22 protein-coding genes, 1 tRNA gene and 2 pseudogenes are annotated in these 26997 nt (G+C 41.7%); 9 read left to right on the forward strand and 16 right to left on the reverse strand.

Annotation, left to right across the window (positions count from 1 at the left end):
• Nucleotides 1-4: 4 nt before the first annotated feature.
• The 3 genes from virB9 to ribA form a co-directional block, all read right to left on the reverse strand.
• Nucleotides 5-730 (reverse strand): P-type conjugative transfer protein VirB9, encoded by a 726-nt coding sequence (virB9, locus tag GP480_RS03020; protein ID WP_237111313.1) that lies wholly within the window; start codon nt 728-730, stop codon nt 5-7.
• Nucleotides 714-1391: a VirB8 family type IV secretion system protein gene (locus tag GP480_RS03025; RefSeq protein WP_160095755.1), complete on the reverse strand. Its 678-nt coding sequence runs from the start codon at nt 1389-1391 to the stop codon at nt 714-716. The genes virB9 and GP480_RS03025 overlap by 17 nt, the downstream gene beginning before the upstream one ends.
• A gap of 274 nt (nt 1392-1665) precedes the next feature.
• On the reverse strand, nt 1666-2727 hold the full coding sequence (ribA, locus tag GP480_RS03030) for a GTP cyclohydrolase II (protein ID WP_160095757.1): 1062 nt from the start codon (nt 2725-2727) through the stop codon (nt 1666-1668).
• Between the two features lie 233 nt (nt 2728-2960).
• Between ribA and GP480_RS03035 the strand changes: the two genes are divergently transcribed.
• The 8 genes from GP480_RS03035 (at nt 2961) to GP480_RS03070 (ending at nt 9287) form a co-directional block, all read left to right on the forward strand.
• Nucleotides 2961-3959, forward strand: a complete 999-nt coding sequence (locus tag GP480_RS03035) for a pyruvate dehydrogenase complex E1 component subunit beta (RefSeq protein WP_160095759.1) — start codon at nt 2961-2963, stop codon at nt 3957-3959.
• 300 nt (nt 3960-4259) lie between these two features.
• Entirely contained in the window at nt 4260-4532 is a 273-nt protein-coding gene (locus tag GP480_RS03040) for a hypothetical protein (RefSeq protein ID WP_237111314.1), read from the forward strand.
• A gap of 173 nt (nt 4533-4705) precedes the next feature.
• Nucleotides 4706-5029, forward strand: coding sequence for a cell division protein ZapA (locus tag GP480_RS03045; protein WP_160095761.1), 324 nt, complete (start codon nt 4706-4708; stop codon nt 5027-5029).
• Nucleotides 5030-5034: 5 nt separating this feature from the next.
• Nucleotides 5035-5118 (forward strand) — tRNA-Leu (locus GP480_RS03050).
• 27 nt (nt 5119-5145) lie between these two features.
• A complete protein-coding gene (gene tig, locus GP480_RS03055) occupies nt 5146-6441 on the forward strand; it encodes a trigger factor (RefSeq protein ID WP_160095763.1) in 1296 nt (431 codons plus the stop codon).
• Nucleotides 6442-6483: 42 nt separating this feature from the next.
• Nucleotides 6484-7089, forward strand: coding sequence for an ATP-dependent Clp protease proteolytic subunit (locus tag GP480_RS03060; protein WP_160096132.1), 606 nt, complete (start codon nt 6484-6486; stop codon nt 7087-7089).
• On the forward strand, nt 7073-8275 hold the full coding sequence (clpX, locus tag GP480_RS03065; protein ID WP_160095765.1) for an ATP-dependent Clp protease ATP-binding subunit ClpX: 1203 nt from the start codon (nt 7073-7075) through the stop codon (nt 8273-8275). Before GP480_RS03060 ends, clpX begins: the two co-directional genes overlap by 17 nt.
• Before the next feature lie 712 nt (nt 8276-8987).
• Nucleotides 8988-9287, forward strand: coding sequence for a hypothetical protein (locus GP480_RS03070; protein WP_011452136.1), 300 nt, complete (start codon nt 8988-8990; stop codon nt 9285-9287).
• On the opposite strand, the gene glyS is transcribed toward GP480_RS03070, so the two are convergent.
• The 3 genes from glyS to GP480_RS03085 all read right to left on the reverse strand — a co-directional run bounded on the left by glyS (nt 9282) and on the right by GP480_RS03085 (nt 13511).
• Nucleotides 9282-11372, reverse strand: a complete 2091-nt coding sequence (gene glyS, locus GP480_RS03075; RefSeq protein ID WP_160095767.1) for a glycine--tRNA ligase subunit beta — start codon at nt 11370-11372, stop codon at nt 9282-9284. The genes GP480_RS03070 and glyS overlap by 6 nt on opposite strands.
• Nucleotides 11365-12228: a glycine--tRNA ligase subunit alpha gene (locus tag GP480_RS03080; RefSeq protein ID WP_160096134.1), complete on the reverse strand. Its 864-nt coding sequence runs from the start codon at nt 12226-12228 to the stop codon at nt 11365-11367. The genes glyS and GP480_RS03080 overlap by 8 nt, the downstream gene beginning before the upstream one ends.
• A gap of 89 nt (nt 12229-12317) precedes the next feature.
• Nucleotides 12318-13511, reverse strand: coding sequence for a pyridoxal phosphate-dependent aminotransferase (locus GP480_RS03085; protein WP_160095769.1), 1194 nt, complete (start codon nt 13509-13511; stop codon nt 12318-12320).
• A 294-nt stretch (nt 13512-13805) separates the two neighbouring features.
• On the opposite strand from GP480_RS03085, the gene ssb reads away from it, so the two are divergent.
• Nucleotides 13806-14261 (forward strand): single-stranded DNA-binding protein, encoded by a 456-nt coding sequence (ssb, locus tag GP480_RS03090; protein ID WP_160095771.1) that lies wholly within the window; start codon nt 13806-13808, stop codon nt 14259-14261.
• A gap of 132 nt (nt 14262-14393) precedes the next feature.
• On the opposite strand, the gene GP480_RS03095 is transcribed toward ssb, so the two are convergent.
• The 10 genes and pseudogenes from GP480_RS03095 to GP480_RS03140 all read right to left on the reverse strand — a co-directional run bounded on the left by GP480_RS03095 (nt 14394) and on the right by GP480_RS03140 (nt 26983).
• On the reverse strand, nt 14394-14984 hold the full coding sequence (locus GP480_RS03095) for a COQ9 family protein (RefSeq protein WP_160095773.1): 591 nt from the start codon (nt 14982-14984) through the stop codon (nt 14394-14396).
• Nucleotides 14985-14999: 15 nt separating this feature from the next.
• Entirely contained in the window at nt 15000-15644 is a 645-nt protein-coding gene (gene fsa / locus GP480_RS03100) for a fructose-6-phosphate aldolase (protein WP_160095775.1), read from the reverse strand.
• A 3-nt stretch (nt 15645-15647) separates the two neighbouring features.
• Nucleotides 15648-15983, reverse strand: coding sequence for a hypothetical protein (locus tag GP480_RS03105; protein WP_160095777.1), 336 nt, complete (start codon nt 15981-15983; stop codon nt 15648-15650).
• The gene (atpD, locus tag GP480_RS03110) at nt 15984-17408 is read right to left on the reverse strand and encodes a F0F1 ATP synthase subunit beta (RefSeq protein ID WP_160095779.1); all 1425 of its coding nucleotides are present in this window, start codon (nt 17406-17408) and stop codon (nt 15984-15986) included. It abuts the gene before it with no gap.
• Between the two features lie 140 nt (nt 17409-17548).
• The gene (locus GP480_RS03115; protein WP_160095781.1) at nt 17549-20077 is read right to left on the reverse strand and encodes a hypothetical protein; all 2529 of its coding nucleotides are present in this window, start codon (nt 20075-20077) and stop codon (nt 17549-17551) included.
• Nucleotides 20068-22314 (reverse strand): VirB4 family type IV secretion/conjugal transfer ATPase, encoded by a 2247-nt coding sequence (locus tag GP480_RS03120; RefSeq protein WP_160095783.1) that lies wholly within the window; start codon nt 22312-22314, stop codon nt 20068-20070. Before GP480_RS03120 ends, GP480_RS03115 begins: the two co-directional genes overlap by 10 nt.
• A gap of 175 nt (nt 22315-22489) precedes the next feature.
• A complete protein-coding gene (locus tag GP480_RS03980; RefSeq protein ID WP_237111315.1) occupies nt 22490-22702 on the reverse strand; it encodes a TrbC/VirB2 family protein in 213 nt (70 codons plus the stop codon).
• Nucleotides 22703-22961: 259 nt separating this feature from the next.
• Nucleotides 22962-23309, reverse strand: coding sequence for a TrbC/VirB2 family protein (locus tag GP480_RS03130; RefSeq protein ID WP_160095785.1), 348 nt, complete (start codon nt 23307-23309; stop codon nt 22962-22964).
• A gap of 187 nt (nt 23310-23496) precedes the next feature.
• Nucleotides 23497-25285: pseudogene (lepA, locus tag GP480_RS03135) on the reverse strand (translation elongation factor 4).
• Nucleotides 25286-25467: 182 nt separating this feature from the next.
• Nucleotides 25468-26983: pseudogene (locus tag GP480_RS03140) on the reverse strand (lysine--tRNA ligase).
• Nucleotides 26984-26997: the final 14 nt, after the last annotated feature.

Here is a 26997-nt window from a genome sequence, read left to right on the forward strand (position 1 = left end):
CCAACTACTCCAAATCATTATTTACCACTTCCAACATGGAATCTTTGTAACGCAGATGCAATTTTTTATGCACGCCTTCTATCACCACATAATCCCGAAATCGCCACATCTTAGCTCGGCTCTCGCTCCGATCTGAATTCACGATGAAGACCCTAGGAATATTGCTTCCCTCAAATCTGAAAAAAGTGAGCCCAAGATTATTCATCACTTCTTTAAGCTGAAAATCTGCCTTCCCGCCAAAAGAATAATTTCGACGAAGAGAACTGTAATCTAATTCGTATAATCTACCCCCTACAGAAAGCTCACCCATATTCGAAGCATCGGAAGAGATCTCATCAGGATACTGAAACCGTACCATATAGTTAGTCTCACTTGCTTTTCTTTTTTTCTCGTCATCTTCAGAGGCACTAAGTAGGTCAAATACGTAAGTACGCTTATCAGTAACTACAACCATGTTGGTTGAAAGTCCCTTTTCAAGAGGTCTTAGGAATATTTTTTCACCCACAGGATTCACACTCCAACCAACACTGTTGCCAAGAGCTATTGTTTTGATTTGCTCCCTATCAGAAAACTTTATAAAAGACTGATATCCGTAACTCGTATCCACCCTGAAGACTGCGCTCTCGGAATAGACAAGAGTCCGCATACGGGGATCATGCTCGATGGCATGTGCTTGTATGCAGAAAAGTGCGAAAAACACAATAAAGAACAACTCACGAATGGTCATCATCTACCTGATAAGAAACAACAACAAAACCAAGAGGATTGAGACGCCTATCCTCTTCTGAAAGGTCAAGATCCATATAACTGTATCTGACAGACACAATCTTATTTATGACGCTCACCCCACCATCACTACTTACGAATCTTACAGTAATTCTCATCTGAACTGTATCACTGTCTAGATGTCTTATTGAGCGAACTTCGTACTTGGAATCCGCTACATTAGCATGCAAGTTGAGTGGACTCGTAGGGTTACTTAGAGAGAGAGATCCCTTAAACAGAGCGTAAAGGTGAGGATCCGAGAACACCCTCACTGTAGTGTAGTAATCGTAACGATACGTTGCAGGATGGAAAACTTCCCTTGCTTTTACATACTGCGTAACAAAATAATTTGTTATTGCTCTGTTTGCAGAATATTCCTTTACCGTAGCGGGATTGACACGTGCTATGGTCCCGGTTTTCTTAGAAACCTCGATCACAAAAGGCTCTATGGTTCTCGAACTGCTAACGGCAAATAGAGCAAAAACAACCAACATAAGAGCCACTATGACCCCTAAGTTCATCACTACGAGAAAATTCCTTTGTAGAGTAACCCGTCCTATATGCTCCTCATACCAGTGCGCCACCTTTTGTTTCGCTTCGCTTTTGCTTTTGAAAAACCTCACCATAGACCCATCAGAAATACAGAACACAAATCACATTAGACAAGATCTAACAACAGTTCCTTAGTAAAATATCAACTCCCGTAGGCAGAGCAACAAAAAACAACACTGCAACCAAAAAAGCGAAGGATGCGAATCAATAATATGAACAGCACTCAGATATACTACAGTATCCAGCAAGATGCTATATAAGCAAAGAGATAAGTGGCAGCAACCCACACAGGAAAGACCACAATAAGCTGTAAAATAACCCCAACTTAATTTCAAAAAGGTTAAAAACCTAAGCGATAAAGATATGCCCAAGCTTCTCAGATTTCGTCTGAAGGTATTTGCGGTTATAGGGATTGCTCTTCATCAAGATTGGCACACGAGAAGCAACATCCACCCCCGCGAAACTGAGTCGACGAATCTTCTCTGGGTTATTTGTAACGAGCCTAACTCTTTGGATACCAAGATCCTTCAGGATAAGCTTTACCACTTTAAAATCACGCTCGTCATCCTTAAAACCAAGACAAAGGTTTGCCTCAACTGTGTCAAGACCCTTATCCTCTTGAAGATTATATGCACGTATTTTGTTCGGTAATCCTATACCTCTACCTTCTTGTGAAAGGTACAGTATTATCCCACCCGCTGGATTCTCAGCCATCTTCTTGACTGTATCGTGCAGTTGATCTCTGCAATCACACGATAAACTACCCAGCAGGTCCCCTGTATAACAGGAAGAGTGTACCCTAACAAGTGGCTCCTGTGAACTTAAAGGATCACCTATGACGATTGCATAGTGCTCTTTCAAGATTGACCGGTAACACACCATGTAGGAATCGACGTTCTCTCTTATTCGTATTTTTGCTTCCGAAACGCGAGTAACATGTTGCTGCACTAGTCCCTTCGATATTTCGTCTAAGTCGATTACTTGCAACCCGTTGGAAACCGCAAAATTCAACATATCTGTCCGTCCAGGGAATTCGAGTGTAGAAACAAGGACTTCTGGCATAAGCTCGGCTATTTTTGCAAGCACGATTAGAAGCTCCTCTTCCCTACTAGCAGGAGTAGTATCTGCTAACCTCATCAACAATTCCAACCCCAACCTGAGTTCCTCAACCACTTTTAGAGATAGACTCATACTCTGCTTATTTGAACCGCCGGAATGAAAACCAACGCGCTCCGCAGATAAAACAAGTGAGACTCCTGCTTTTCCATAACTCCTAAAGAATCCCTCTACATCACACGAATCACGTGGAGCAGCAACGACGACCTTAGAGGAACTACAAAAAATGACCGGAATACCGGCTTTGAACGCGCACAAAGTAAAAGCTACTTGACGCTCAGGGGACAAAGACATCGGAAACAAAAAGAAAGGCTAGAACGAAGAGAAATGATTTCATCTAATATACTACCCAGAAACACAACTCTAGGGACCACTGATCAACAATGGGCACAACGCAAATATTACCGCACAACCAACCCATTTGCAAAACTCATATACTACAATGAGCTCTAATTTAAGAAAAAAACTAGCAAGGTAACATCAAGTGGACTATTATACTTTTCTGTTAGCCGATCTTTGAAAGCACAGTGACAAAAATCACAGTAAGGGAAGCAATAAGAAATGCAATGGCCGAAGAAATGCGACGTGACTCCGACGTTTTCATTATCGGTGAAGAGGTGGGTAGGTATCAAGGCGCATACAAAGTAACACAAGGACTTCTGGAGGAATTTGGCGAAAGGAGGGTCGTAGATGCACCAATAAGCGAACATGCTTTCGCAGGCATAGCTACTGGAGCAGCTTTTGCAGGCCTTAGGCCGATAGTTGAATTCATGTCATTTAACTTCTCATTACAAGCGATGGACCAGATTCTTAATTCTGCTGCAAAAACGCATTATATGTCTGGTGGACGTTTGAGTTGCCCTATCGTCTTCAGAGGGCCGAATGGAGCTGCTGTTCAGGTGGGCGCACAACATTCACAATGTCTTGCCGCGTGGTATTCTCACATACCCGGTTTAAAGGTAGTAGCTCCATACTTTGCATCCGACTGTCGTGGATTGTTGAAATCAGCAGTGAGGGATAATAACCCGGTCATCTTCTTGGAAAATGAAAAGACATATGGGCTTGCACACAATCTTACTGCTGAGCAGGAAGCAGAGGACTACTTGGTTCCGATTGGAAAGGCAAATATTCTGAGAAATGGTAGAGACATCACCATCGTGACGTTTTCGATTTGCGTAGGACTAGCACTTGAAGCGGCAGAAGTGCTAGAAAGCGAACACAACATAAATGTTGAGGTAATAGATTTACGTACACTCAGACCACTAGATTTCGAAACGGTCATTAAATCCCTTAAAAAGACGAGTAAATTAGTCACACTCGAACAGGGTTTTCCCGTCTTAAGTTTCGGATCTGAAGTTTCAGCAAGAATCATGGAAGAAGGCTTCGATTTGCTAGATGCACCTGTGGTTAGAATTTCGGGCAAAGATGTTCCAATGCCATACTCTAGCGCACTAGAGGAGCTGGCTCTTCCACAACTACCTGAGGTGATAGAGATCGTAAAAAAAGTTGCTACCTCTAGGATCTAGTTAGTTACTCCAGCTTCACTTCACGCTAAAATGCATCACAGCTGGTGGAATCTGTCCTGAGGTTTGCAGCGTCCGTGCTGTGAGTCGTGAGCAGAATAACTTTTCAGGAAGCTTTGTTCTACTCAACTAGCTCGAGAACTGACAAGGTATATTGCTATGCACGTACTCAGGAGTAGTTTCTTGGAAGAACTGGGTGTTTGCATGATGAAAATTGGCGAAGAAGCCCTTCAGTGCTATTGTACATTTACACAAATCGTGGGAAATTCCCTGGTTTGTGTAGCTAGGTGAATTACTTAATCGGTGATAAAGGAAGGTATGACGAAAAAAAATCCGGTTTCGTTTCAAAAACTTGACTTTGTACTGAAACATCTCGAAACAACGCTCCAGAGAAGGATTCAACTAGAAAAAATAAAAAAACAGCAGGAATGTGAAAAATTATCGACTGAAATAGCAGAGCTGAAAAGACAAATAAGCATGCAACTGAACGAAATCAAAACTCTGAGAAGTATAATCAGAGAGACTGCTGCAGGAATTAGTGAGGTCATAGAGATTATTGAAAAGATCAATCTTTAGCCATAATTAGATGGCATTTTGATTGAGCCGGATTCGGATACATTGGATAATCTCAGTAGACTTATGGTAAGTTTCCAGGTTGCACTTTCATTTACCTGAGTTACGCTATAAGAGACCCGAAGAGATAAACCTCATTTGAATACCTACCTTTCTCGGAGTACAGAAAAATTCCCATGAACACACTCGTAACAAAAAATATCACTATAAACGGCACGGAGTATAAGGTAGCCTGCCCTAAGGAAGACGAAAATCGTATAGAGTATGTTGGAGAACGATTAAATCAACGGGTCAAAGAAATTGCAGCAGCATCACATTCTACGTTAAACGATGCTACTCTACTGCTTTTTGCCGCCCTAGAGCTAGAAAGCCTGCTCTTGGATACTGCTAATGAAGATATAGCTTGCACTGGAAATACACAACATCAACAGGAAAAAGTTATCGAGTACGCTACAGCGACTATTGAAAATTTTATCAAGCACGTAGAGAATATGGGTTGACGCGTGCGGACGTGGCGGAATTGGTAGACGCGCTAGACTTAGGATCTAGTGGACACCCCGTGGAGGTTCAAGTCCTCTCGTCCGTACCAAAGTGCTTTAGGCTTAGGTCTATCTCTATGCTATTGAAAGAAGTTTATAGTCACGGTTTAAAAAGAAAATACGAAGTCGAGATACCGGCATCTGCCATAGATGCAGGTTTCAAAGAAGCCATTGAAGATAAGATAAAGAGAAATGTTTATCGGGGTTTCAGAAAAGGCAAGACTCCTTTCGACATCGTTGTAAAACAAGAGGAGGGTCTGATAGAGAGTGTTATCGTAGACCAAGTCTACAGACATTGGTATGACATTAAGCAGAATGAAAAACTCGTTCTTTTTAATGATCACGAAGAAATTACAAGTATAGACACTACAGGGTACAAAGAGAGTAAAACTGCTGTCAGGTTCACTGTTGAGTGCGAGCTTCTCCCGCAGATCCCAAAGATAGACTTTTCCCAGGTGAAGCTCAAAACCAAAACATTTGAGATATCTGAGGAAGACGTGGAAAAGTATAAGCAGAAAATGAAAGAGCAGCTCGTCGATTGGATTGATCTTGCTCAATCTGAAACAATAGAGAAAGGGGATAGGATCGTTGTGGATCTACGCGGTAAAATTGGCGATGAAGCATTCAGAGGTGGCCAGCTTGATAACTTCGAATGTCAGATCGGCGATGGAAAAGTAATTACCTCCTTAAGTGACGGGCTGATTGGTATGAAAATCGGCGAAGAACGATTCATTCCGGTGCTGTTCCCAGAAGACTATCATGATGTTGCGGTTGCAGGTAAAAACGCTGTTTTCCGTGCTTTAGTAAAGAGTGGAAAGAGATCGCAGAAAGTTCCAGATCCAGAAGCTGCACTACTTCAGTGCTTGTCCTGCAAGACAGATGGTGAAGCTAATGAGAAAGTGAGAAAACTCATCGGCTCGGAATGCTCAAAAAGGATTAATGAACTTCTCAGGAGTCAGGTCGAAGACCAATTAGAGCAATATGATTTCCAAGTTCCAGAGTCGCTTTTGGAAAGACAAGAACGTTATGCCAAGATTGATCATCCGAGCATTTCTGCAGATGACATCAAAAAGGAGGCTATACGAAGAACCAAGCTTTCACTTATCCTGGCTGAGTTCGCAGCAGAGAGAAACATATCGATTGATAAGAGTGACGTTGCCCGTCATCTGTTAAATGTCTCTATGGCCGCTGGTCTGGATGCAAGCTATCTGGCAGAGATATACAAAAACAATAAAGACTTTGCAGGCTCGGTGACCCTTAAGTTAATGGAAAGTAAGATATTTGCTGTATTACTAGAGACTGTACAAAAGGAGGCTGAACCTTCGACAGTTGATGAAATACTCGGCCATGTGCAAGAAAAAATTGGGACATAGGTATAGGCACGGATGAAAATGGACACTCTTATCAAAGAAAAAATGAACCTTGTTCCGATGGTGGTTGATCAAACACCTAGAGGCGAGAGGGCATACGATATATTTTCGAGGCTCTTGAAGGAACGTGTTGTCTTTCTCACAGGACCGATAGAGGATGGGATGGCTAGTCTCATAGTCGCGCAGCTCCTTTTTCTCGAAGCGGAAAACCCCGAAAAAGATATTTTTATGTATATCAATTCTCCGGGTGGTGTCGTGACTGCTGGCCTTTCAATATATGATACAATGCAGTACATAAGGCCGTCTGTCTCAACTGTCTGTGTTGGTCAAGCCGCTTCTGCTGCTTCTCTGATACTTGCTTCAGGTGCAGAGGGGAAGCGTTTTGCTCTTCCGCACTCGCGGGTAATGGTACATCAGCCCTCCGGTGGAGTGCGTGGCCAGGCGACTGATATGGAGATTCACGTAAAGGAGATATTGAAACTCAAGAGAATGATCAATGAGATCTACCGGAAGCATACAGGTGAAACAATAAAGAAAATAGAGACATTGCTTGAGAGAGACACCTTCTTGAGCCCGGAAGAAGCAAAAAAAGTTGGCTTAATTGATGACATAATCACACAGAGGAAAGAGGGTAGTGGTAAACAAGAGTGATCTACTTCCGAAGTGCTCTTTTTGCGGTGAGACGGAAGATAAAGTACGGAAACTTGTTGCAGGTATGTCCGCATTTATCTGCGACAGGTGTATAGCGTTATGTTCTAACGTACTCAGTGAAGAAATTACTCTTGAAGCAGCTTCTGCGGAAAGGTTCACTCCGAAGGACATAAAGAAATACTTTGATTCTTTCATCACGGCTCAAGAAGACGCAAAAAAAATACTGTCTGTTGCGGTTTATAACCACTACAAATCCTTCGTGGGTAGTAGACCTAATATGAAGGATGTTGAAATCACAAAATCTAATATTCTCATTATTGGACCCACTGGTTGTGGAAAAACCCTCTTTGCGAAGACATTGGCACGTTTTCTGAATGTACCATTCGCAATTTGTGATGCTACAAGTATTACTGAGGCTGGATATGTAGGCGATGACGTAGAAAATATCTTGAGGATGCTTCTACAATCTGCTGACTACAACGTTGAAGCAGCACAAAGAGGAATAGTTTACATTGATGAAATTGATAAAATTTCCAGAAAATCAGATAGTCCGTCCATAACAAGGGACGTTTCTGGTGAAGGCGTTCAACAAGCCTTGCTCAAAATTATGGAAGGAACAATTGCATCTGTTCCTCCTCAGGGCGGGCGCAAGCACCCAAACCAGGAAACAATACAAATCGATACAACTAACATATTGTTTATCTGTGGTGGTGCTTTCGTAGGACTAGACAATATAATTGCAAATCGTCGAAGCAGTAATACAATGGGTTTTAAATCTGAGCTTCAAAGTAAAGAGGTTTCTCCAAAAATACTGAAGAAAGTCGAACCTGAGGATCTGGTCAAATTTGGCATGATTCCTGAGTTTGTTGGACGATTGCCTGTAATCGGAGTACTTGATGAATTAACAGAAGAAAATTTGGTGGAAATACTGTCGGTGCCAAAAAATGCCCTAGTAAGACAGTATGTATGCTTGTTCGGAATGGATAATATACAACTCTCCTTTAGTGATGAGGCACTCAAAGCAGTAGCTCGTGCAGCAATCAAAAGAAAGGTCGGTGCTAGAGGGCTGAGATCAATTATGGAGTCTGTGCTACGCAATTACATGTTTGAACTCCCGAGTAACAAAGATGTTAAAACTCTTATTATCACAGAGGATATCGTACGTGCAGAGATGACAAACGATTAGTTCTGTTCCATCTACTTGACATCACGCAATTAACTGTAGAGGATCTTTTTGCCTTGGTAGCGTTATTTTTCCTTCGGAGAAATTTTCGGGCAGTGTAAACAAGATTCAGCGCCAATTTACAAACTGACAGTGTGTTTCTCGGGTTTTGTATTTTTGTTTCTAATCCCATGACCAGAAACTCGGTTCGGCACCAATGTTAAGGTCGTAATATATGGAAAATCTTCAAACCTAAGAGAATGACACAATAACAGTTTTCTTATATTTTTGTAAGTTCGCACAGTTTAACGAAATTTCTATCTCATACACCGTCCGGGATAAACTGCAATTAAAATAGATAAGTTCAAAATTTATTGCTGTAGAACTAGCTTAAATTTCAACTCATCAAATGAAGTGCCCACTTCTCTCAATACATAACGATCATATACACAAAATTTTTCTATTCAAAAAGTACCCAGGTACATCAAGACATAGGTAACCTACTATAGCAAGATAGTATTAAATACGGATTTCTCAACTTTTGCTTCCACTGGTTCAGCATTTAAGTTAAGTAATATGGCATTCGTTAATAGTAAAAGAGTGTATGGTTAACAAATATACTTTTGAAGTGTTCTGTAACACTAGAAAAGAGCCAACTTTATTGGTCTGCCGGATATCTTTTAGAGCAGCATAAAACCATACCCCACAAACGGATTGCTAACCGGAGATTCAGAAAATGACCGACGAATTCTTTCTACGGAAAATAATTGAGACAAATAGAAATAATGCAGAAAGAGCATTATGGCGGGCTGTAATACTTCAGGCCTTCATGGACTCCCTTACAGAAAGCAAACGCACCGAGGATCGTCTAGCAAGAATTTCAGCACGTGGATGGCTTCTCGGAATGTGCCATGACTTTAGGATAGTCTGCGCACTGGCAGGATATGACCCATACTACGTAAGGAGAAGAGCCCAAAAATTTATGAATGAAAAAAAACAACTTAATCAGCTTCTTAGAAAAATAAAAGACTCATGAAAAGTTTCTAGATAGAACCTTGAAATCACACAATTCATCCAGGGTTTCAGTTATTGATAGTAACAACCCAATGCGATTCTTCTTAAGTTCATGATCTTCAACATTAACAAGCACACTATCCATAAAAACCGTGATTGGTTTTAAAAGACCAGTGCATTGTAAAAAGACCATTTCAAAATTACGCTCCTTTACGGCATTACTAAAAAGTGGTCGAAAAACCTCAAACTCTTGTATAAGGCTCATCTCTTCTGGTAGGACGAGTACTTTTTTACTAAACTTTGCTTTGGCAGAATCAGAAAAGCCCCTAAGGATACCCATCATCCTTTTGTAAAGCTGCACGAACTCAATGCCTTCAGCTTGCTTAAGCCACCTAGAAATAGCAATGCACTTCTCTGTTAGTACTAGAGGACGCGTAATTCCATCACTGACCGAAGCGAAAACTGCTTGACTCACCCCCCTTTTGAATAGAAGCGCTTTCAGGCGTTCGGAAAAGAAATTTAATGTAAAATTCACCACATCATCTTTCTTCTGCTTCTCCTCATCAGAACCGGCACCAATCTTCTTAATAAGAGAAAAAAACAAAGACGATGGATACAAATCAATTGCCTTCATTAAGAAAACCTGGAGTGGAACATCCAGCTTATTTTCTATGATGATACGTAACACACCAATAGCTGAGCGCCGTATACCGAGCGGATCCCGAGTAGAAGTAACTTTCTCTTTTACACTAATCAAACCAACTAAAGTATCTATTTTATCAGCTAGCGCAAGCGTCACCGTAACGGGAGCAGTCGGGCAAAAATCCGCCGCATCGACAGGTAGATACTGATCCCTAACTGCATCAATAATTTCAACATCTGTCTCACCACACAGGCTTAAGTAATGAGAACCCATAAAACCAGCTAGCTTGGGAAAATCACGAACAAACGTTGTCAACAAATCCAGCTTAGCAAGCTCAGCGGCTTCCTCCACTTTTATAATAGAAGCGTTCGGAACCCAAAACGCAATAAACTTCGCCAATGCCCTAACACGTTGTACTTTCTCACTAAAGCTACCCAATCTCTTGTGAAAAATTAGCTGTTTCAGTTTTGGACCCAGTTCGCACAAGGGATTTTTAGAATCAATCAGAACCATTGACGCTGCATCAGCCAATCTTGCTGTAATCACGCGCTCATATCCCCTAATTGGTGCATCGCTAGCAATCGAACTCACAAATACAAATTTATTCAGAAGCCTACCATTCTTTGACACCGGAAAAACTTTCTGGTGAGAAACAATAACTGTTTCTATTATGCGTTCATGGAGCCCCAGAAATGACTGCGGGAATGAGCCCAGGAGTACATTAGGCGATTCGGTAATTCCAACAACTTCATTCAATGACTCCTCCGTCACGCAGACAGAAAATCCATGCTTGGCCTCCAGCTGAGATATTTGCTCTTTTACAAGGTTCTCTCTTTCAACCTGGGACAGAATAACACCACCTTTCATCAAAATGGACTGATATTCCTCAGCAGATGTGATTTTGATTTTTTGCAAAGCAGGATCAACATAAGGACCCACTGTTACCGCTCCCGCAGTATAATGATGGAACTGCACAGGAATGATGGATTTTCCAAGCATACAAACAATGCTTTTTATTGGCCTGATCCAGTTTAGAGAATAATTTCCCCACCGCATTGACCTAGGCCATGAAAAACTCCCAAGTATAGCCTCGATCCGTTGTCTCATAATGTCATCTATGCAGAGCACTTTCCCTGCAACTGGAGCAAAATAATATTCTTTATTTCCAATACTCTTGATATATAAATCCGAAGTACTAGTACCCATTGAAGTGGCAAACCTCTCCACAACAGAAAGATCTGAACCAACACTTGGACCCTTTTTATCAACTTTTTGATTTACGAGGTCGCTGTTTACATCATCTATGAGTACTGCTACCCTCCTGCAACTGGTAAAGACTTCTATCTTTCCAACACTTAGGTCCGTAGTAGCGGATGAAAAAAGGTCAAAGAAACTTTTCTGCGCATAACTTTGCAGAGCTACAGGCATTTCTTCAGACAAAATTTCTAGAAGAAACTTAGGCACAAGACCCCTCCTGCTCTATAAAAAGCTCACAACACTGCTTCACCAAGCCCCTGATGTCCAAGATGTACTTAGCTCGTTCACTGACACTTATGAAACCCCTAGAATCGATAAGATTCAATATATGGCTTGTCTTAACACAATGGTCATATGCAACAAGCGGCAATTTTCTCTCTATAAAAATTTTTGCTTGGGCAACATTATCGTTAAATTGATTCAATAAAAGCTCATAGTCATAGGATTCTAGCGATGCAATAGAAAATTGACGCTCATTCTCGCCATAGACTTGCATATACTTCACAGTGTCCTTGGAGTAGAATAGGCTTCCTACGTTGTCAACATCCTGCAAGTACATCGCAATCCTCTCCAAGCCGTAGGCTAACTCTCCAGGGATACTACTTAGCGAAATCCCACCAACCTGCTGCATGTATGTAAATTGCGAGATCTCCATTCCATCACACCAGACCTCCCAGCCCATCCCCCATGCACCTACACTAGGATTCTCCCAATCATCTTCGACAAAACGTATATCATGATTACGTATATCGATACCAACGTGCTTTAGACTCTCTAGATAAAGGTCCTGTAAATTATCTGGGGAAGGTTTTATAAGCACCTGATACTGGTGGTGCTGATATAATCTATTTGGGTTCTTTCCATACATACCATCAGCCGGACGTATTACAGGTTGAACATAAGCAATCTTTACATCCTCAGCTGAAATAGAAGAAAAAATTGTTGCAGGATGCAGAGTTGCGGCACCAAGCTCACTTGTATAAGGAAGCAAGATAGAACAACCGTATCCGCTCCAGTACTCTTCCAATTTTCTTATAAGACCGTAGAAACTACTTATGGACATCATAAGCCCAAGTATTAAGAGCTCAGTATAAACTAAAGGTAAGGAGATATTCAATTACCTTACCTCGGGAAATCGACGATGGATGATCTTTATCTAAGCGCTTTAAATGCATTCACTATACGCGTACAAGCTTGCTCTAGTAGATCCATTGACAAAGCATAAGAAATCCTAAAATACCCTGGTACTCCAAACTCTTCCCCAGGCACAACCGCAACAGCGTGCTCCTCAAGAAGATACTCTGCAACATCGGAATCCGTTTTCACTTCGAAGCCACTGGGACTTTTCTTTCCGAAGAAGGCAGAACAAGAGAGAAAGAGGTAAAAACCACCATCTGGCTTATAACAGCACAACTCAGGCAACATAGAAAGCACTTCGACAGCCTTGTTTCTCTTCCTTTCAAAGATAGCAAGCCTTTCAGAAAGAACCTCTTGTCCCGAACGTAGTGCCCCTAAAGCAGCGGCCTGAGCTATTGTACATACACCGAACGTACTGTGCTCCTGTAATCTACACACCAGAGAAATGACTGCTTTATCTGGAATGGCCGCATAACCTACCCGCCAACCGGTCATAGCATAACATTTAGAAACACCGTTTACTAAAATTATGCGCTCCCTCAACTCTGGTGCAACATTCGCGATATTGAGAAAGCTAGACTCCGCATAAGTGATATGCTCGTATATGTCATCGGATATGATATAGACCTGAGGATACGCTCTCAAGACACTAGCCAAATCCCTGAGTTCACTTTCTTGATAGCACACTCCGGATGGATTATTAGGTGAGTTGATCAGTATTGCTTTGGTTTTTGTGCTAAGTGCCTCCCGTATTGCGGGAATATTTATCTTAAAGTTTTTTGTACTTGGCACGACAACAGGCTTACCCGAAAAGATACGCACCATTTCACAATAAGAGACCCAATAAGGAGCAATAAGCACCACCTCATCCTCTGGATTAAGAATCGCACCAAGGATGTTATACAACACTTGCTTTGCTCCATTACTCACAACAATCTCATGCGGTGAATAATGCAATGCATTATCACGGACAAACTTCGCAGCAATCTCCTCGCGAAGCACCATTGTTCCAGCAACAGGAGAGTAATTATCATCACAATCTTTTATGGCCTGTATGGCCATTTCCTGACCTAGAAAAGGTGTAGAAAAGTCAGGTTCCCCTATGCACAATGATATTACATCTTTTCCACGCGCCCTCAACTCACGCACCCTACGTGTAGCCTCAGCCGTCGCAGAAGGTTTAATGCTCTCAAGCTTTTTTGACAACATAAATCAACACTCAATTAAACAAGCCCGCTCCTTCGGCAAAACACGGGCTCTTTAGTCCCTTGTCATACTTGGCAGTGCACGAAGTAAGCAACAATAACAGACATACCGATAAGACTCGCATTGTACAGCATTTTAAAGACAGCTCAATTCTAAGTCAGCAGAACTGATCTTTCAATAAATGTAAATGAAAAACATGCCTTGATGAGTCTTTCATGTAACATTGATTGAAATTCTAGTTCATGGAACTGTTTTGTGATATCCTTTCAAGCCGTCCGGACATGTAAAAGATGCAATATGATTAACAAAGTTATTTTGGTCGGCAACCTTGGTAAAGATCCAGAGGTACGTACCATGTCGAATGCAAAGCAGGTGGCCACTTTTTCATTAGCAACAACGGAAAATTGGAACGACAAAAATACGGGAGAGCGTGTTTCAAAAACTGAGTGGCATCAAGTGGTTGTGTTCAACGAGCCTCTAATCAAGGTGATAAGCAACTACGTGAATAAAGGCACCCGCTTATACATTGAAGGTTCACTCCAAACAAGAAAATGGACGGATAACAATGGCATCGAAAGATACACAACCGAAGTTGTGTTAAACCCATTCAATTCAGTTTTAAAAATACTTAGTTCTCAGGGGAATGGTGAAGCTAATTACGCCGGAGCTCAATCCAACAATATAAAATCTGATTTGGGAACAGCAACAAATCACGTTGAAAATGTTCTAGATGACGATGATATACCCTTTTGATTGGTGAGATTTCTGCAGTACACAGTTTTGGCTTCGAATTCTGTTGCCCGAACTTTGCGTGCAGGCTTGCTTACGCCTCCCAGGAAGTATAGCAGAACGAGAGTCGTCTAGTGTACCTTCATCGAATATGTATCAGCCGTGCCTTTCCATCTTTTCAATTAGTCTCGCCTTGATCTTTGCGAGCGTAACAATGTTCTTTATTCTTCTCCTCAAAAAGTTCCGACTTTTTTCGAAGCCATCTGAGTAATCATCAGCAAACTTAACCATAAAAAGCGAATTCAAAGCCATGAGCGTCGCTCTTTTGCTGTAAAAAGAAAAACCTGTTGCGACATCACCGACGGCATGCCATAGAGAATCAGATAAATAAAACGAGCATTGCAATGATTCAATAGAGCTTCCTGGTTTGAGTGCAAAACAAAATTTTGCTTTTATAAACTGTCTGTAATTTTTAAATTCCGAGTAAACGAGCGCCCTATTCCATAGAACAGATTCTATCTTTTGCGAGACTTTCCCAACTGTGTAGTCAGAACAGAGCAGAGCTTTTTGCGTGACATAATCCTCAAAACATTCGAGAAATTTAACAACATTCTCATTATAGCAATACAGAAGATCCTCCGTTTGAGTTTCCTTTGCTGCAAACAACAACGTAGAATAATTCAACCCCATGAAATGGACAACGTCGACAAATTTGCTTGCCAACTCTACAAACCTATCATCTTTCATGAGCAGCAAAAGAAATTACCTACCATATCTAGCCTCTTTATAATCTCTCATAAAAATCTCCAGACCCTTATCAGTAAGTGGATGCTCAAACATCTGTTTCAGAATCTTTATTGGCACGGTTACCACGTGTGCGCCGAGTTTCAAAGATGTGAGCACATGTTCTACGCTTCTGATAGAGGCAGAAAGGATCTTCGTTTCATATCTATTCTCATACAACTGGGCAATTTCATCTATTAAAAGCACGCCTTGGTGACCAATATCATCGAGGCGCCCAATGAAAGGCGAAACGAAATCAGCACCTACACTAGCAGCAAGAACCGCCTGAGCCGCAGAAAAACAAAGGGTGATATTCACCATACATCCATGGGCTTTCAGTTTGGAAGCAGCTTTTATACCATCTTGAGTGCACGGAAGTTTAACAACTACGTTCTTTGCAATACTAGAGAGGCGTAAACCTTCATCCACCATTTCAGATGAAGTAAGAGACACAACTTCAGCACTGACAGGACCATGCACAATACTACAAATTTCTCTAATCACATCATCATGTTTACGCCCTGACCTACTAATAAGAGTCGGATTAGTTGTCACACCACTCACCAGACCAAGATCCACGGCTGACCTTATCTCATCTAAATTCGCTGAATCAATAAAGAACATACATTAGGCCTCCATTTGCTTAACTACGCGAGCAACTACTTCAGCATCGCGGTAACGTTTTAAAAATTCTTCATCTACTAGTTCAATATCTAGTACAGTCTCAGCCGTCAGGACATATGCCTTATCCTGGATTCTAAGGATCGCACCTTCAACAAAAAATTTCTTCTTTATCCCATCAGAAAAAACTGCGAAGATAAGTCCATTTTTTAATGCGAAGACAGATGGTTCATGCCCTAAGAGAACAACAAACCTTCCATCATCTGTATCACCCCCCAAACTCATGACGTGCAACTTTCTGGACTCAAGAGGAGTAAAAATACTAAGCTCAAAAGTGGACATCTATTTCTCCTTTAGACTAGCGGCCTTCTCCCTCGCTTCGTTCATGTTACCAACCATATAAAAGGCAGCCTCGGGCATATCATCGCACTTACCTTCAACTAGTTCCTTAAAACCAGCTATAGTATCTTTAAGACTAACAAATCTTCCTGGCTGACCTGTAAAGACCTCTGCTACATGAAACGGCTGAGATAAGAATTTCTCAATTTTTCTCGCTCTGTAAACCGTAAGCTTATCTTCCTCAGAAAGCTCTTCCATGCCCAAGATCGCAATTATGTCTTGAAGGGATTTATAACTTTGAAGAATTCCCTTCACCTTTTGTGCAACCTCGTAATGTTCTTGACCCAACACTTCCGGAGAAAGAATCTGTGCACTGGAAGCAAGCGCATCAACTGCAGGGTATATACCGGCTTCAGCAACTTGCCTTGACAGAACAGTTGTAGAGTCTAGGTGAGCAAAAGAGGTAGCTGGAGCTGGGTCAGTGATATCATCTGCAGGAACATATATCGCCTGTACAGAAGTAATGGAACCATGCTTAGTGGAAGTAATACGTTCCTGCAGCCTTCCCATATCCGTAGCAAGCGTTGGTTGATATCCCACTGCTGATGGGATTCTTCCCAACAAAGTAGAGAGTTCTGCACCGGCTTGAGTGAATCTAAAGATGTTATCCACAAAGAAGAGCACATCTTGCCCCTCTTTGTCACGGAAGTACTCAGCCATGGTGAGGGCACTCATCGCAACTTTCGCACGCGCGCCAGGTGGTTCATTCATCTGACCATAAACCAAAACAACCTTAGATTTTTCAGCATGTTCCTTGTCGATCACTCCTGACTCAATCATTTCGTTGTAAAGATCATTTCCTTCTCTGGTTCGCTCACCAACACCTGCAAACACAGAAAAACCGCCATAGGCCTTTGCGATATTATTGATAAGTTCCATAATAAGGACAGTCTTTCCAACGCCTGCTCCACCAAATAGACCAACCTTACCTCCCTTAGAATAGGGTGCGAGTAAGTCGATTACCTTAATCCCGGTCTCCAGAATTTCGGAGGAAGTACTCTGCATATCAAACTTAGGAGGCTCTGCATATATTGAAGAAACCTTATTGGGTTCTGGCACAGGGCCACCACCATCTATAATTTCCCCAACTACATTAAAGATTCTACCAAGAGTCTGCCGACCGACCGGCACACAGATTGGCTTCCCAGTGTCTTGAACAACTTTGTCTCTAGTCAAACCATCCGTCGAGTCCATCGCTACAGCGCGAACTATCCCATCTCCCAATTGCTGCGCAACTTCTAAGTATAAGGTCTTTCCGTTATTGTCGCAGATGAGAGCATTTTCTATTTTTGGCAATACGCAATCCTCGAACTTTACATCAACTGTCGGACCAACGACGCGAACTATTTTCCCGGTACTTACTGGCATCAAAAGACTTACTTAGAAATCACTCAGGATCACATTGTAAGGCATGCACAGACTTTTTCAAATCCCTGGTACGTATAGCAACTTTACAAGAAATTCCACAGGCGAAACAAAAAATAGTCAGTTGAAAAGCGCAAGCGTCTTTACTTCTTAAATGTCTGACAACGTACACGAATCACACCCGCACCACCACTCTGTTGCACATTATCGGAGCCATTCTGAGGACCATCAGACTTACCTCGGACACAGTATCTAGCTGGACAACCACCTCTACCATATTTGGCAGTTTTCTTACATTCAAGCCAGCGTTCATCGAAACGTAAATCCGCTTGTGCCGACCCACCTTTTTTCCGTGCTTCACTTTCATATTCAAGCACCGTACACACTGCTTCCTCTGGTGCTGTGTAAGCTGGTTGACGTGTCTTTAGATCGTAATACGGAACAGAGGAGACACACGACGAATCTTCTACCTTTCCGATAATAGACGGCTTATAGACTTTATTTATAAACCTATCCTCAAATTCACTACCAAATCGAGTAAATGTATCCTTTCTTTTAGGTACCTGGCGCACCTTACCACCGCGCGCAGCAACCAAGATGCTGCAGTGCTCTTTGAGATACTCTTGATCATGAGGATTTACTTTCAAACATCCAGAACCACCATCAGCGGAAGACCCTGAATTACACTTACTGTCTTTATCACGATTTACATTGCCATCATAGCTCTCTTCAAAATTATCCTTATCGCATACATAAAGGATCGAATCCCCACCATCATTTTTGTCGTCCCTTATACTACCCCCAAGACCGACTACAGGTAATAAAACCTTGTCCGAAGCCAAGATATTCATAAAATCCTTCGTGATCATTCTGACTGACACATACTCACCCGAATTACCACCTTTAGTATCAGTACCAGCAGAGCCGGCACCCACTACTTCTATTTCGACTATATCACAATTCGGGCGAGGTTCATTTTTACCATCCCAGAACGGATCAATAACGGTGTCTTTATGTGCTTTTTCCTGAACACGCAGTGCTTTTTCTTTCTGTCCCCCACCCTCATGGGGAGAATTAACAACAGCCCTATAATCATAACAAGGGCCATTTTCTTTTTCGAAGAAACATAGACCCTTGTACAGCGGCGTAACAGGAACATAACATGGACCATCTCCACACTGATTTAATGAGTACTTGTTATCGTCATGATCATCAGGCAGAAAAAACGCCTCTCCCGCAAAATTAGAAAACCGTGTAGCAGCATACTGAACACCTTGGGAAAGATGTCCTAGAAAATGGAAGGGTTTACTACAAGCACCTTTTCCATCTAGATCCACCTTAAGGCAGTATATTGACTGTTCTTCATACTTGTAGGGAATAACACTATTTTTAGACTCCACTTTGTAGAAACCCGTTCGCTTATCAAACGTTAAACTGTCCAACAGTGATTGCTCCGTGTGCGGAATGTCTAATGTGCGTTCGTCGGATGGCACATTCTCACCATCCTTTGTGTGATAGGGAACGAACTTTTTGATATTTTCTCTAAATAATTTTACTCTATCATTGACGACAGTCATATATTCCCGAGGTAGGGAAAATACATTCTTTGGACAGAGCACATTTCCATCCGGATCATCGAGGTAGCGTAACCTTGGTAGGTAACCAGATGGACATATATTAGCTCTTTCATCTTGGCAACGTAGGGTACCTTCATTGCCTATAAAGAACCTTCCATCACCACAAATAGGACATTCTTTCTCGCGACCAGAATCTGCAGATTCACTCTCTACACAGGCGTACCCTCCAACAAAAGCCCCCTTTTGGCAAAGCGGACCCCCACACTTGGACCGCTCTTCTTTCTTTACAATAAGTGGTCTAAAGTATGGAATTGGTTTCTTACCAATACACAGACCAGAGCCACTTTCACAGATTCTTAAACCCGAATAATCTACCGAAGTATACCTATTGAAACAATGTTCCTGTCGAGCCTCAGTCTCTCCACCAAAAACTTGGACAACCCTTGCACATACCTTATTCCTTGTAAGCCTTTTTTCGACTAAAACCGGACCCCACTTACCTCGTTCACTCTGAAGCACTTGCCTGTGGCTTCTATAATCCATCGGATTTGGATAGTCTATATTATATGCGCTCATGTCATTTAAAGTTGAGATCACTACACGCAGCTTAGGATGCATATAATCAGAAGAGCGTACCGGGACAACAGTGACCCTAGGCAAGTAGCAGAGTGTATCAAAAAATGGTGGCGGCATAGGAAGTGGAAACGATATCACGCACCCAAGTTCCATCCCATTGATTGCAGTTTTTTTATCACAAACCGTAACCTGCCTTGCACATAGACACTCCTTAGTGTAGTTTGCGCTTTCTGCACTGCTCCAATTTGTGCAGACATCATCTAGGTTCTTAAAACAGGACTTATCACACCAAGCAGCTCTTGCACGAACGTTTGTCGGAAAAATATACTTACAATCATCAGCAGTGAGAGTCACAAAGTCAGAACTCGTCGTTGAATAAACGTTAATTGCTGGTTCTAGAAAGACATCTGGATCGTGTTCAGGCAAAGAAACAGGCTGCTTGGCCTTACAGAAAGCATCCTTTGGGCAGCAACAAAGACATAGAAAAAACAAAAGCAAGAGAAACTTTTTCAGTTGCATTTGCGGCAAAATATTGGTAACCAGATAGCAGGATTATTGCCTGCTTCCCGCATAGCAGCCTTCATTTTCTCAATCTTCCCGCGGGATGACAAAATCTTCATCTCCTCAACCAGCGAGGAATCAAACTTAAGAATCACAGAGTCACCATTTTGACTGAGGAAGAAACATTTTCCAAAAAGGGATGCATCATCAAGTGTACGCATGATAGAAGCAGAGATAGCGAAAAATCTATTGTACTCCGCTGGCAAAGTATCACTCAACGGCAGGAACATTCTCGTAGCAACGTATTTTTTCCCTACCTCACCCAACCTTTCGAGGAAGGCCGTGTTCTCAGCCGAGAAAAGAACCATACCACCATATTCACTCACTTTACACAAAAACGACTCCCACTTTGATAACGAAGAAAAAAGCCTATTAAAACGAGCTGGGTTCTGTATCACAATTATAAATGGCTTCGCTGATTGGTGACGCACTTCAAGATACTTTGCAATCATGTAAGATGTGATAGACGAGATAACTCTTTCAGGCAAAGACAATCCACCTACCGAAAAACCAAGTCTATCACCAAGGAACCAGCTACTCTTAGCATCACTGGCAAAAAGGTATCCATAACTTTCTTGCAACACCGAAAGCTCACCAAAAATGGACTGAAGATGTACAGCACAGTCGGTCAGACTTCTTTTGTCCGGCGGGATCTTAGATATTCTTTCTACTGCACCAGCAATTTCCTCGGTTTTGGCGTCCTTTGAACAGAACCCCAACAGGATATCATGTAAAACACTGGCATCAGTTATATCAAGCAAATTGCACTTAAATTCCTCACCTTTAACCTCCAAGTAGGACCCTTCCAACGCGCGTACAAACACCTCCGAAAGACATTGATCATCCACTATCAAGAACTCAGCACCGAGCCTCACAACTGACTCTAACAAGAGGAAATTCTGCAACTCAATGCTACTGGATTTCTCTTTACCAAAGATAACGGCGTGGCTTTTAGTTCCGGGAAAACTAAAGTAGTGTAACTCCCCTTCAAGCGAAACAAATTTGGTAAGACATTTACTCACATCAGCCAAAACAGAGCGAAAATGCGCATGCGTAAAGGAAAATGAATTGGCCTCCTTTAGTAAAGCTATCTCCCATTTTCTCATTCTGGAGAAACTTCCAGGTAGATTACCCCAGAAAGTATCCTCCAAAAGTAGGTCGTCACGTACAATCATAAAACCCTGCTGCGAGAAAAGCTTTTCACAATTCGCGACAGTAAGACCAAGTTCCTCTAAAGAATCAGCAAAAAGTGTCACCTTGAAGGAACGCTTACAGAACTCTTCCAGCCTCTTCTCCTTTATATGCTCCGCAACAACGTCCTTGAAAGAAGCACTTTGATAAACCGAATCATTCACAACTGCTATTAGTTCAAGACTTTCCTCAAAGACACCCCTAATATCCTCTTCTGTAGTCCTTGCTATAACCTCTGTGATTACCATCCTGCTTTGGATGCCCAGGAATTTTGCTATAAATTGGGCATTCTCAAGATTTCTAAAACTCTTTACCGAAAAGCTCGCACCAAAAGTTCTTTTGTCTCCATGTATCTCAAAAGTGTTGAAACCGAAAAACACTTTTCTATCAGAAAGCAGTTCTGTTGATATATCTCTAACACCACTATCAAGACCAGCTTTTGAAAGCCCAAGCAACGCGGAAAAGAAATCCATCATCTCTGCTTCACAAAGCAACACAGGATTGTAGTCTGCCAATTCAGTGCAAACTACCGCGACCGCATCTTCTAAACCTTTTATGACTATTTTAGAAGCAAACTCATGAAATCTTTTAAGCAAGGTTTTCAAGAGAAAATCGACCCGCCCAACCGCACATTCAAGAGCCGATTCCGATACAATCGATATGAACAATTCATTCGAAAATTTATTCTCTTTTTCTACCAATCCACGATAGGCATCAGATAAGCTCACTGCAAACTCGGCCATGCTCACAGCTTCAGCGCGGGGCGACTTAACAGACGAGCGCACCACATTGACCCAGAGAGCCAAACAACCGAATTCACTCGAATAAAGCACCTTCTTAAACAAAGAACGCATCCTCTCCAAGGAAGATGTGGTGAACCTAAAATCTGATAGCTTCACCACCCTTACCAGAGTACCATTCGTGTTTAGAACAGTACTCGAGTCGTAAAAACAAGAGGCCTGAACATTCCGTGAGACTTCCTTTGTATACAAACCACCTACCATGATCTATCACACAAATGAGTGAAACAGACACATCTTCAAAAAGGATTAAGGAAAAATCACTCTACACTTTTGTGGACATTAACTTTTTCCTCCACCTGCAACTTCGCCCCCCGTACATTTGTATTCCGTTCCTAAAATCCAACCCATAATTGTTTGTGCGCGCCAAAAACAAACATCATTCCGGCTGCAACGATAATAACATACCTATCGATACCTTCCCTACAAAGAAGCTGTACCCAGTAATAATAATTACGAGCGTTGCTATAGCCTGCGAAATCGGGCCAGAAAGTTGAGTTACTATATTACAAATTACACGGGACACCGTACTATCACTATCTGTAGAAGCACCTGCTGGACCAGCATACACTGGGGCTACAAGCACAAACATACAACACAAAACCAAGCACCACAGAAACGTTTTCTTCATTCTGAAACCTTTTAAAACCACCATTCATGGGCATTGTATGTTAGTAATGCTAAAAAATCTATGATCACGAAACAAGCAAAATGTCCAAAATGGTTATAATTTTAACTGATGCCAACTCACTGAGGAGCCATACATCCTCCAGGGAGTGATCAGAAGAAGGTAGTCAGGCATTCCTTAATCTTGGAATGGTGGCAATATAACTTAGGAATAACTCAACAAATTATTTAGACGCACCACCTGCGAGAACACTTCCACCTTTACACTGATAAGCTTTTTGACCAAGTATCCAACCCATAATTGTTTGTGCACCAAAGACAAACATCATTCCGGCTGCAACGATAAATAACATACCTATCGATACCTTTCCTACAAAGAAGCTATACCCAGTAATAATAATCACAAGTGTCGCTATGGCTTGTGATATCGGACCAGAAAGTTGAGTCACTATGTTACAAATCACGCTTGACACTACATCACTGCCTCCGCTACCGCTTTTTTGCGCTTCTGCTGGCTGCACAGAGAACAATATGCAACATAGTATCAAACAGAACATTGTTACTTTATTCATCCTTTGTTTCCTCCTCAGCAAGGATCTCAGGGGATTCTATAATAAAATTATTAAATCACTACTTACCTATTAGGATAAAAAGGTAAATTCTTAGCACTTAACTGTAGATCCAAAGGAAATCATCCAGCAAAAGCGATATCAGATAAAAGTAAGATCAAACTGATCCCTATAAAGGGGCAGCCCAGTATCATGGTTTTACTTTCAATGCCTCTATAAAGGCCTTCTGCGGAATGTCGGCCTTCCTATACTATGCATTCTCTTTTTACCCTTCTTCTGCTTCTCAAGAAGCTTCATTCTTCTTGTTCTGTCACCGCCATACAATTTTGCAGTAACGTCTTTCCTATATGGATTAACAGTTTCCCTTGCGATGACTTTTCCCCCTATTGCAGCTTGTATTGCGATTTTATACTGCTGTCTAGGAATTAATTCTTTCAGGCGCGCACATATTTCCCTCCCGCGCCTTTCAGCATTTGGACGGTATATCATCACTGAGAGAGCATCTACCTCCTCACCGTTAATGACAATGGAAAGCTTCACAAGCTCGCTCAAACGATAACCATGAATCTCCCAATCCAGACTAGCATAACCCTTCGATACAGATTTCAATCTATCATAAAAGTCAAAAACTATTTCAGAGAGCGGTAAATGTATGTGAGAATCGCTTTGTTATCTACATAACCCAGATCAATTTGTTCACCTCGTTTCTCATTGCACAAATTTATCACTTCCCCTATGTAATCCCCGGGTAACATTATGGAAGCCTTAATCCAAGGTTCTTCTATATGATCTATTTTGCTTGGGTCAGGCATTTCCGTTGGATTGTACAACTCTAAAACGGAACCATCTTTCATGTGGATCCTGTACACAACACTTGGCGCCGTAAGAACAAGTGCAAGATCAAATTCTTCATCCAATCTTTCAGTGATTACTTCTAGATGCAACATACCTAGAAACCCACACCGAAAACCATGCCCTAAAGCTGATGAAGACTCTGATTCAAACGTGAAACTCGAATCATTTAGATAAAGCTTTTCTAAGCCCTGACGGAGCTTTTCAAACTCATCTGAACTAACCGGAAAAAGACTACAAAATACAACTGGCCGAAGCTTCTTGAATCCAGGCAAACATTCTGTACACGGGTTTTTCGCATCTGTTATCGTATCACCGATATTACAGTCCCTAGCATTCTTTATCGATGCAGTAAAAAATCCTATTTCACCTGCACCGAGCTCAGCTACGTTTCTTTTCTCTGGAGTAAAAATTCCAACCTTTTCAACACAATACTTATTCCCATTTGACATCATTTCAATTGTCATACCGCTCTTTATTGAGCCATTTTTCACACGTACGAGTATTACAACACCAAGATAAATATCGTACCAGCTATCAATAAGTAGTGCTTGAAGCCGTTCACTTACATTACCCTCCGGTGGTGGTATGTATTTCACAATGCTCTCAAATAAATCCACAATGCCCAGGCCCAATTTAGCAGAAACCTCAACAGCATTTTCAGTACTTATACCAATCACATCCCTGATTTGAGCCCTCACCCTTTCTGGTTCAGCCGAATCCAAATCAATTTTGTTAATTACAGGTATAATTGCATGATCGTTGTCTATCGCTTTATAAACATTTGCGAGGGTCTGAGCCTCTAAACCTTGCGTGGCATCCACAACTAGCAGAGAACCCTCACATGCTGCAAGCGATCTACTTACCTCATATGAAAAATCCACGTGACCCGGCGTATCAATCAAATTGAGCACATAAACCTCCCCATCCTTGGCGGTATACTTGAGCATTACCGTCTGAGATTTGATTGTGATACCTCGCTCTCTCTCTATTTTCATTGAGTCAAGCAGTTGTTCCTTCATTTTTCTCGGATCTACAGCTTTGCACTCCTCCATTAATCTATCAGCAAGTGTAGATTTACCATGATCTATGTGAGCAATAATTGCAAAGTTCCTAATGTTTTTCATGAAATCTTTTTTAGTACAGACATTCAGGACAACTAATCAGAAGAGACAAGACATGCACCCCTACTATCTACAAGCCACACACATTCTAAACAGTCAGGCTTCTAAAAGGTACTATAACAACCCTAAATCACCAGGAGTATAACATTGGAGCAGCTAAAAGTACCCACCCACCTAACTAAGCTTCATCTTGTAGCTGCACTTTCTATCATAGTGATGGCGTTATTCAAGCCATATAGAGCAAAAAACGATCCTATTCTTGGTCCTTCGTTCTGACCAAGCAATATCTGGTACAGCACCTGAAACCACCCTTTTATGTCTGAAAATACCCTTCTTCCTTACCAACAAGATATACGACACGCTGTATGTCATCCGCTGTAGCATCGGAAGGGATTTTACTCAATTCCCGAGATAAGGCTAGCAAGGCCTTGGCTTCGCACTCAGTTGGTACTCTATAAATCTTATTTGAAGCTACGAAGTCTTTATAATATGCAATTGCATGATCGACCAACCTCCCCAGTAGGGGATCATTTTCAGGTGTTACGGTTGGACTATAACGTCGTATAAAACCCCAAAGTACTGGAATTCTCGGGATTACATGCAGAGGCAAGATTCAGAAGCAACGAATAGCTAATTCCTTTTGTTACGTTTCGATCTTTTGCATCAATGAAGCTGAGAGGATTTGTCAGATCACCCTCCTCGAAAGACTCAGAAAAACGCAGGTAATCATCAACACTCCGCGGAATAACATCAAAATACAGACGCTTCGCCCTTTTAGGATTCTGAAACATAAAAAACGCTAGACTCTCCCAGGGAGCATATTTAAGCCATTCCTCTATCGCGAGACCATTACCTTTAGACTTCGAGATTTTTTTACCTTCTTCATCGAGAAAGAGTTCATAAACAGAAAGTTCTGGAGGTTCAGCACCCAGTATGCGGGCGACTTTTGCGGACAAAACCGCAGAAGGAGTTAAGTCTTTTCCATGAAACTCAAAATCCACATTAAGTGCCGCCCAACGCATACCCCAGTCTACCTTCCATTGCAACTTACAGTTACCCCCAATCACAGAAGATTCAACTAATTTTTCCGCATTCCGGATCTTCATAGATAATGCTATCTTCTTTAAGCTCGACAACTTCCGCTTGAAGCACCTTACCATCTCTAACCGGAAGAAAAGGACTGTATGTTTGCTGTCTTTCGTCACCAAGGGTTGGCCTTATTAAGTCCAGGAGCTCTTGGTTATGCTTTAATGCAAGGAGCAATTGTTCATCGAATATCCCAGATTTATAGCACTCAGTTGAGCTTTTAAATTCATATTCAAAGCCAAAAAGATCTAAAAAAGACATCAGCCTTGCATTCATGTGCGCACCATAACTCTCATGCGTACCGAAGGGATCTGGAATTGAGGTCAACGCGTACCCAATGTACTGACGCACCTCATCAGGATTTGGAACATTATCAGGTACCTTCCTCAGTCCATCCATATCATCGGAGAAACAGATAAGCTTCATTTTTACATTAGGAGAAAGATATTGCAGCGCTTTCATAACCATTATGGTTCGCACCACTTCTCCGAATGTGCCTATATGAGGCAAACCTGAAGGACCATACCCAGTTTCAAAAAGTATTATCTTGTCATTTTTCACCCTTGGCAGTAGTTTTTTTGCCTCTTCTATTGGCCAGGCAGTTTGTATTTCCATTTCCAATCGGTAAA

Source organism: Neorickettsia findlayensis (genome assembly GCF_009856525.1).
Taxonomy (GTDB): Bacteria; Pseudomonadota; Alphaproteobacteria; order Rickettsiales; family Anaplasmataceae; genus Neorickettsia; species Neorickettsia findlayensis.

Bases quoted from the DNA above. Each gene is read 5' to 3' on its own strand.
- virB9 (WP_237111313.1), bottom strand. From the start codon at position 730: ATGATGACCATTCGTGAGTTGTTCTTTATTGTGTTTTTCGCACTTTTC.
- GP480_RS03025 (WP_160095755.1), bottom strand. From the start codon at position 1,391: ATGGTGAGGTTTTTCAAAAGCAAAAGCGAAGCGAAACAAAAGGTGGCG.
- ribA (WP_160095757.1), bottom strand. From the start codon at position 2,727: ATGTCTTTGTCCCCTGAGCGTCAAGTAGCTTTTACTTTGTGCGCGTTC.
- GP480_RS03045 (WP_160095761.1), top strand. From the start codon at position 4,706: ATGAACACACTCGTAACAAAAAATATCACTATAAACGGCACGGAGTAT.
- tig (WP_160095763.1), top strand. From the start codon at position 5,146: ATGCTATTGAAAGAAGTTTATAGTCACGGTTTAAAAAGAAAATACGAA.
- GP480_RS03060 (WP_160096132.1), top strand. From the start codon at position 6,484: ATGAACCTTGTTCCGATGGTGGTTGATCAAACACCTAGAGGCGAGAGG.
- GP480_RS03070 (WP_011452136.1), top strand. From the start codon at position 8,988: ATGACCGACGAATTCTTTCTACGGAAAATAATTGAGACAAATAGAAAT.
- GP480_RS03080 (WP_160096134.1), bottom strand. From the start codon at position 12,228: ATGTCCATAAGTAGTTTCTACGGTCTTATAAGAAAATTGGAAGAGTAC.
- GP480_RS03085 (WP_160095769.1), bottom strand. From the start codon at position 13,511: ATGTTGTCAAAAAAGCTTGAGAGCATTAAACCTTCTGCGACGGCTGAG.
- ssb (WP_160095771.1), top strand. From the start codon at position 13,806: ATGATTAACAAAGTTATTTTGGTCGGCAACCTTGGTAAAGATCCAGAG.
- GP480_RS03095 (WP_160095773.1), bottom strand. From the start codon at position 14,984: ATGAAAGATGATAGGTTTGTAGAGTTGGCAAGCAAATTTGTCGACGTT.
- fsa (WP_160095775.1), bottom strand. From the start codon at position 15,644: ATGTTCTTTATTGATTCAGCGAATTTAGATGAGATAAGGTCAGCCGTG.
- GP480_RS03105 (WP_160095777.1), bottom strand. From the start codon at position 15,983: ATGTCCACTTTTGAGCTTAGTATTTTTACTCCTCTTGAGTCCAGAAAG.
- atpD (WP_160095779.1), bottom strand. From the start codon at position 17,408: ATGCCAGTAAGTACCGGGAAAATAGTTCGCGTCGTTGGTCCGACAGTT.
- GP480_RS03115 (WP_160095781.1), bottom strand. From the start codon at position 20,077: ATGCAACTGAAAAAGTTTCTCTTGCTTTTGTTTTTTCTATGTCTTTGT.
- GP480_RS03120 (WP_160095783.1), bottom strand. From the start codon at position 22,314: ATGGTAGGTGGTTTGTATACAAAGGAAGTCTCACGGAATGTTCAGGCC.
- GP480_RS03980 (WP_237111315.1), bottom strand. From the start codon at position 22,702: ATGTTTGTGCTTGTAGCCCCAGTGTATGCTGGTCCAGCAGGTGCTTCT.
- GP480_RS03130 (WP_160095785.1), bottom strand. From the start codon at position 23,309: ATGAATAAAGTAACAATGTTCTGTTTGATACTATGTTGCATATTGTTC.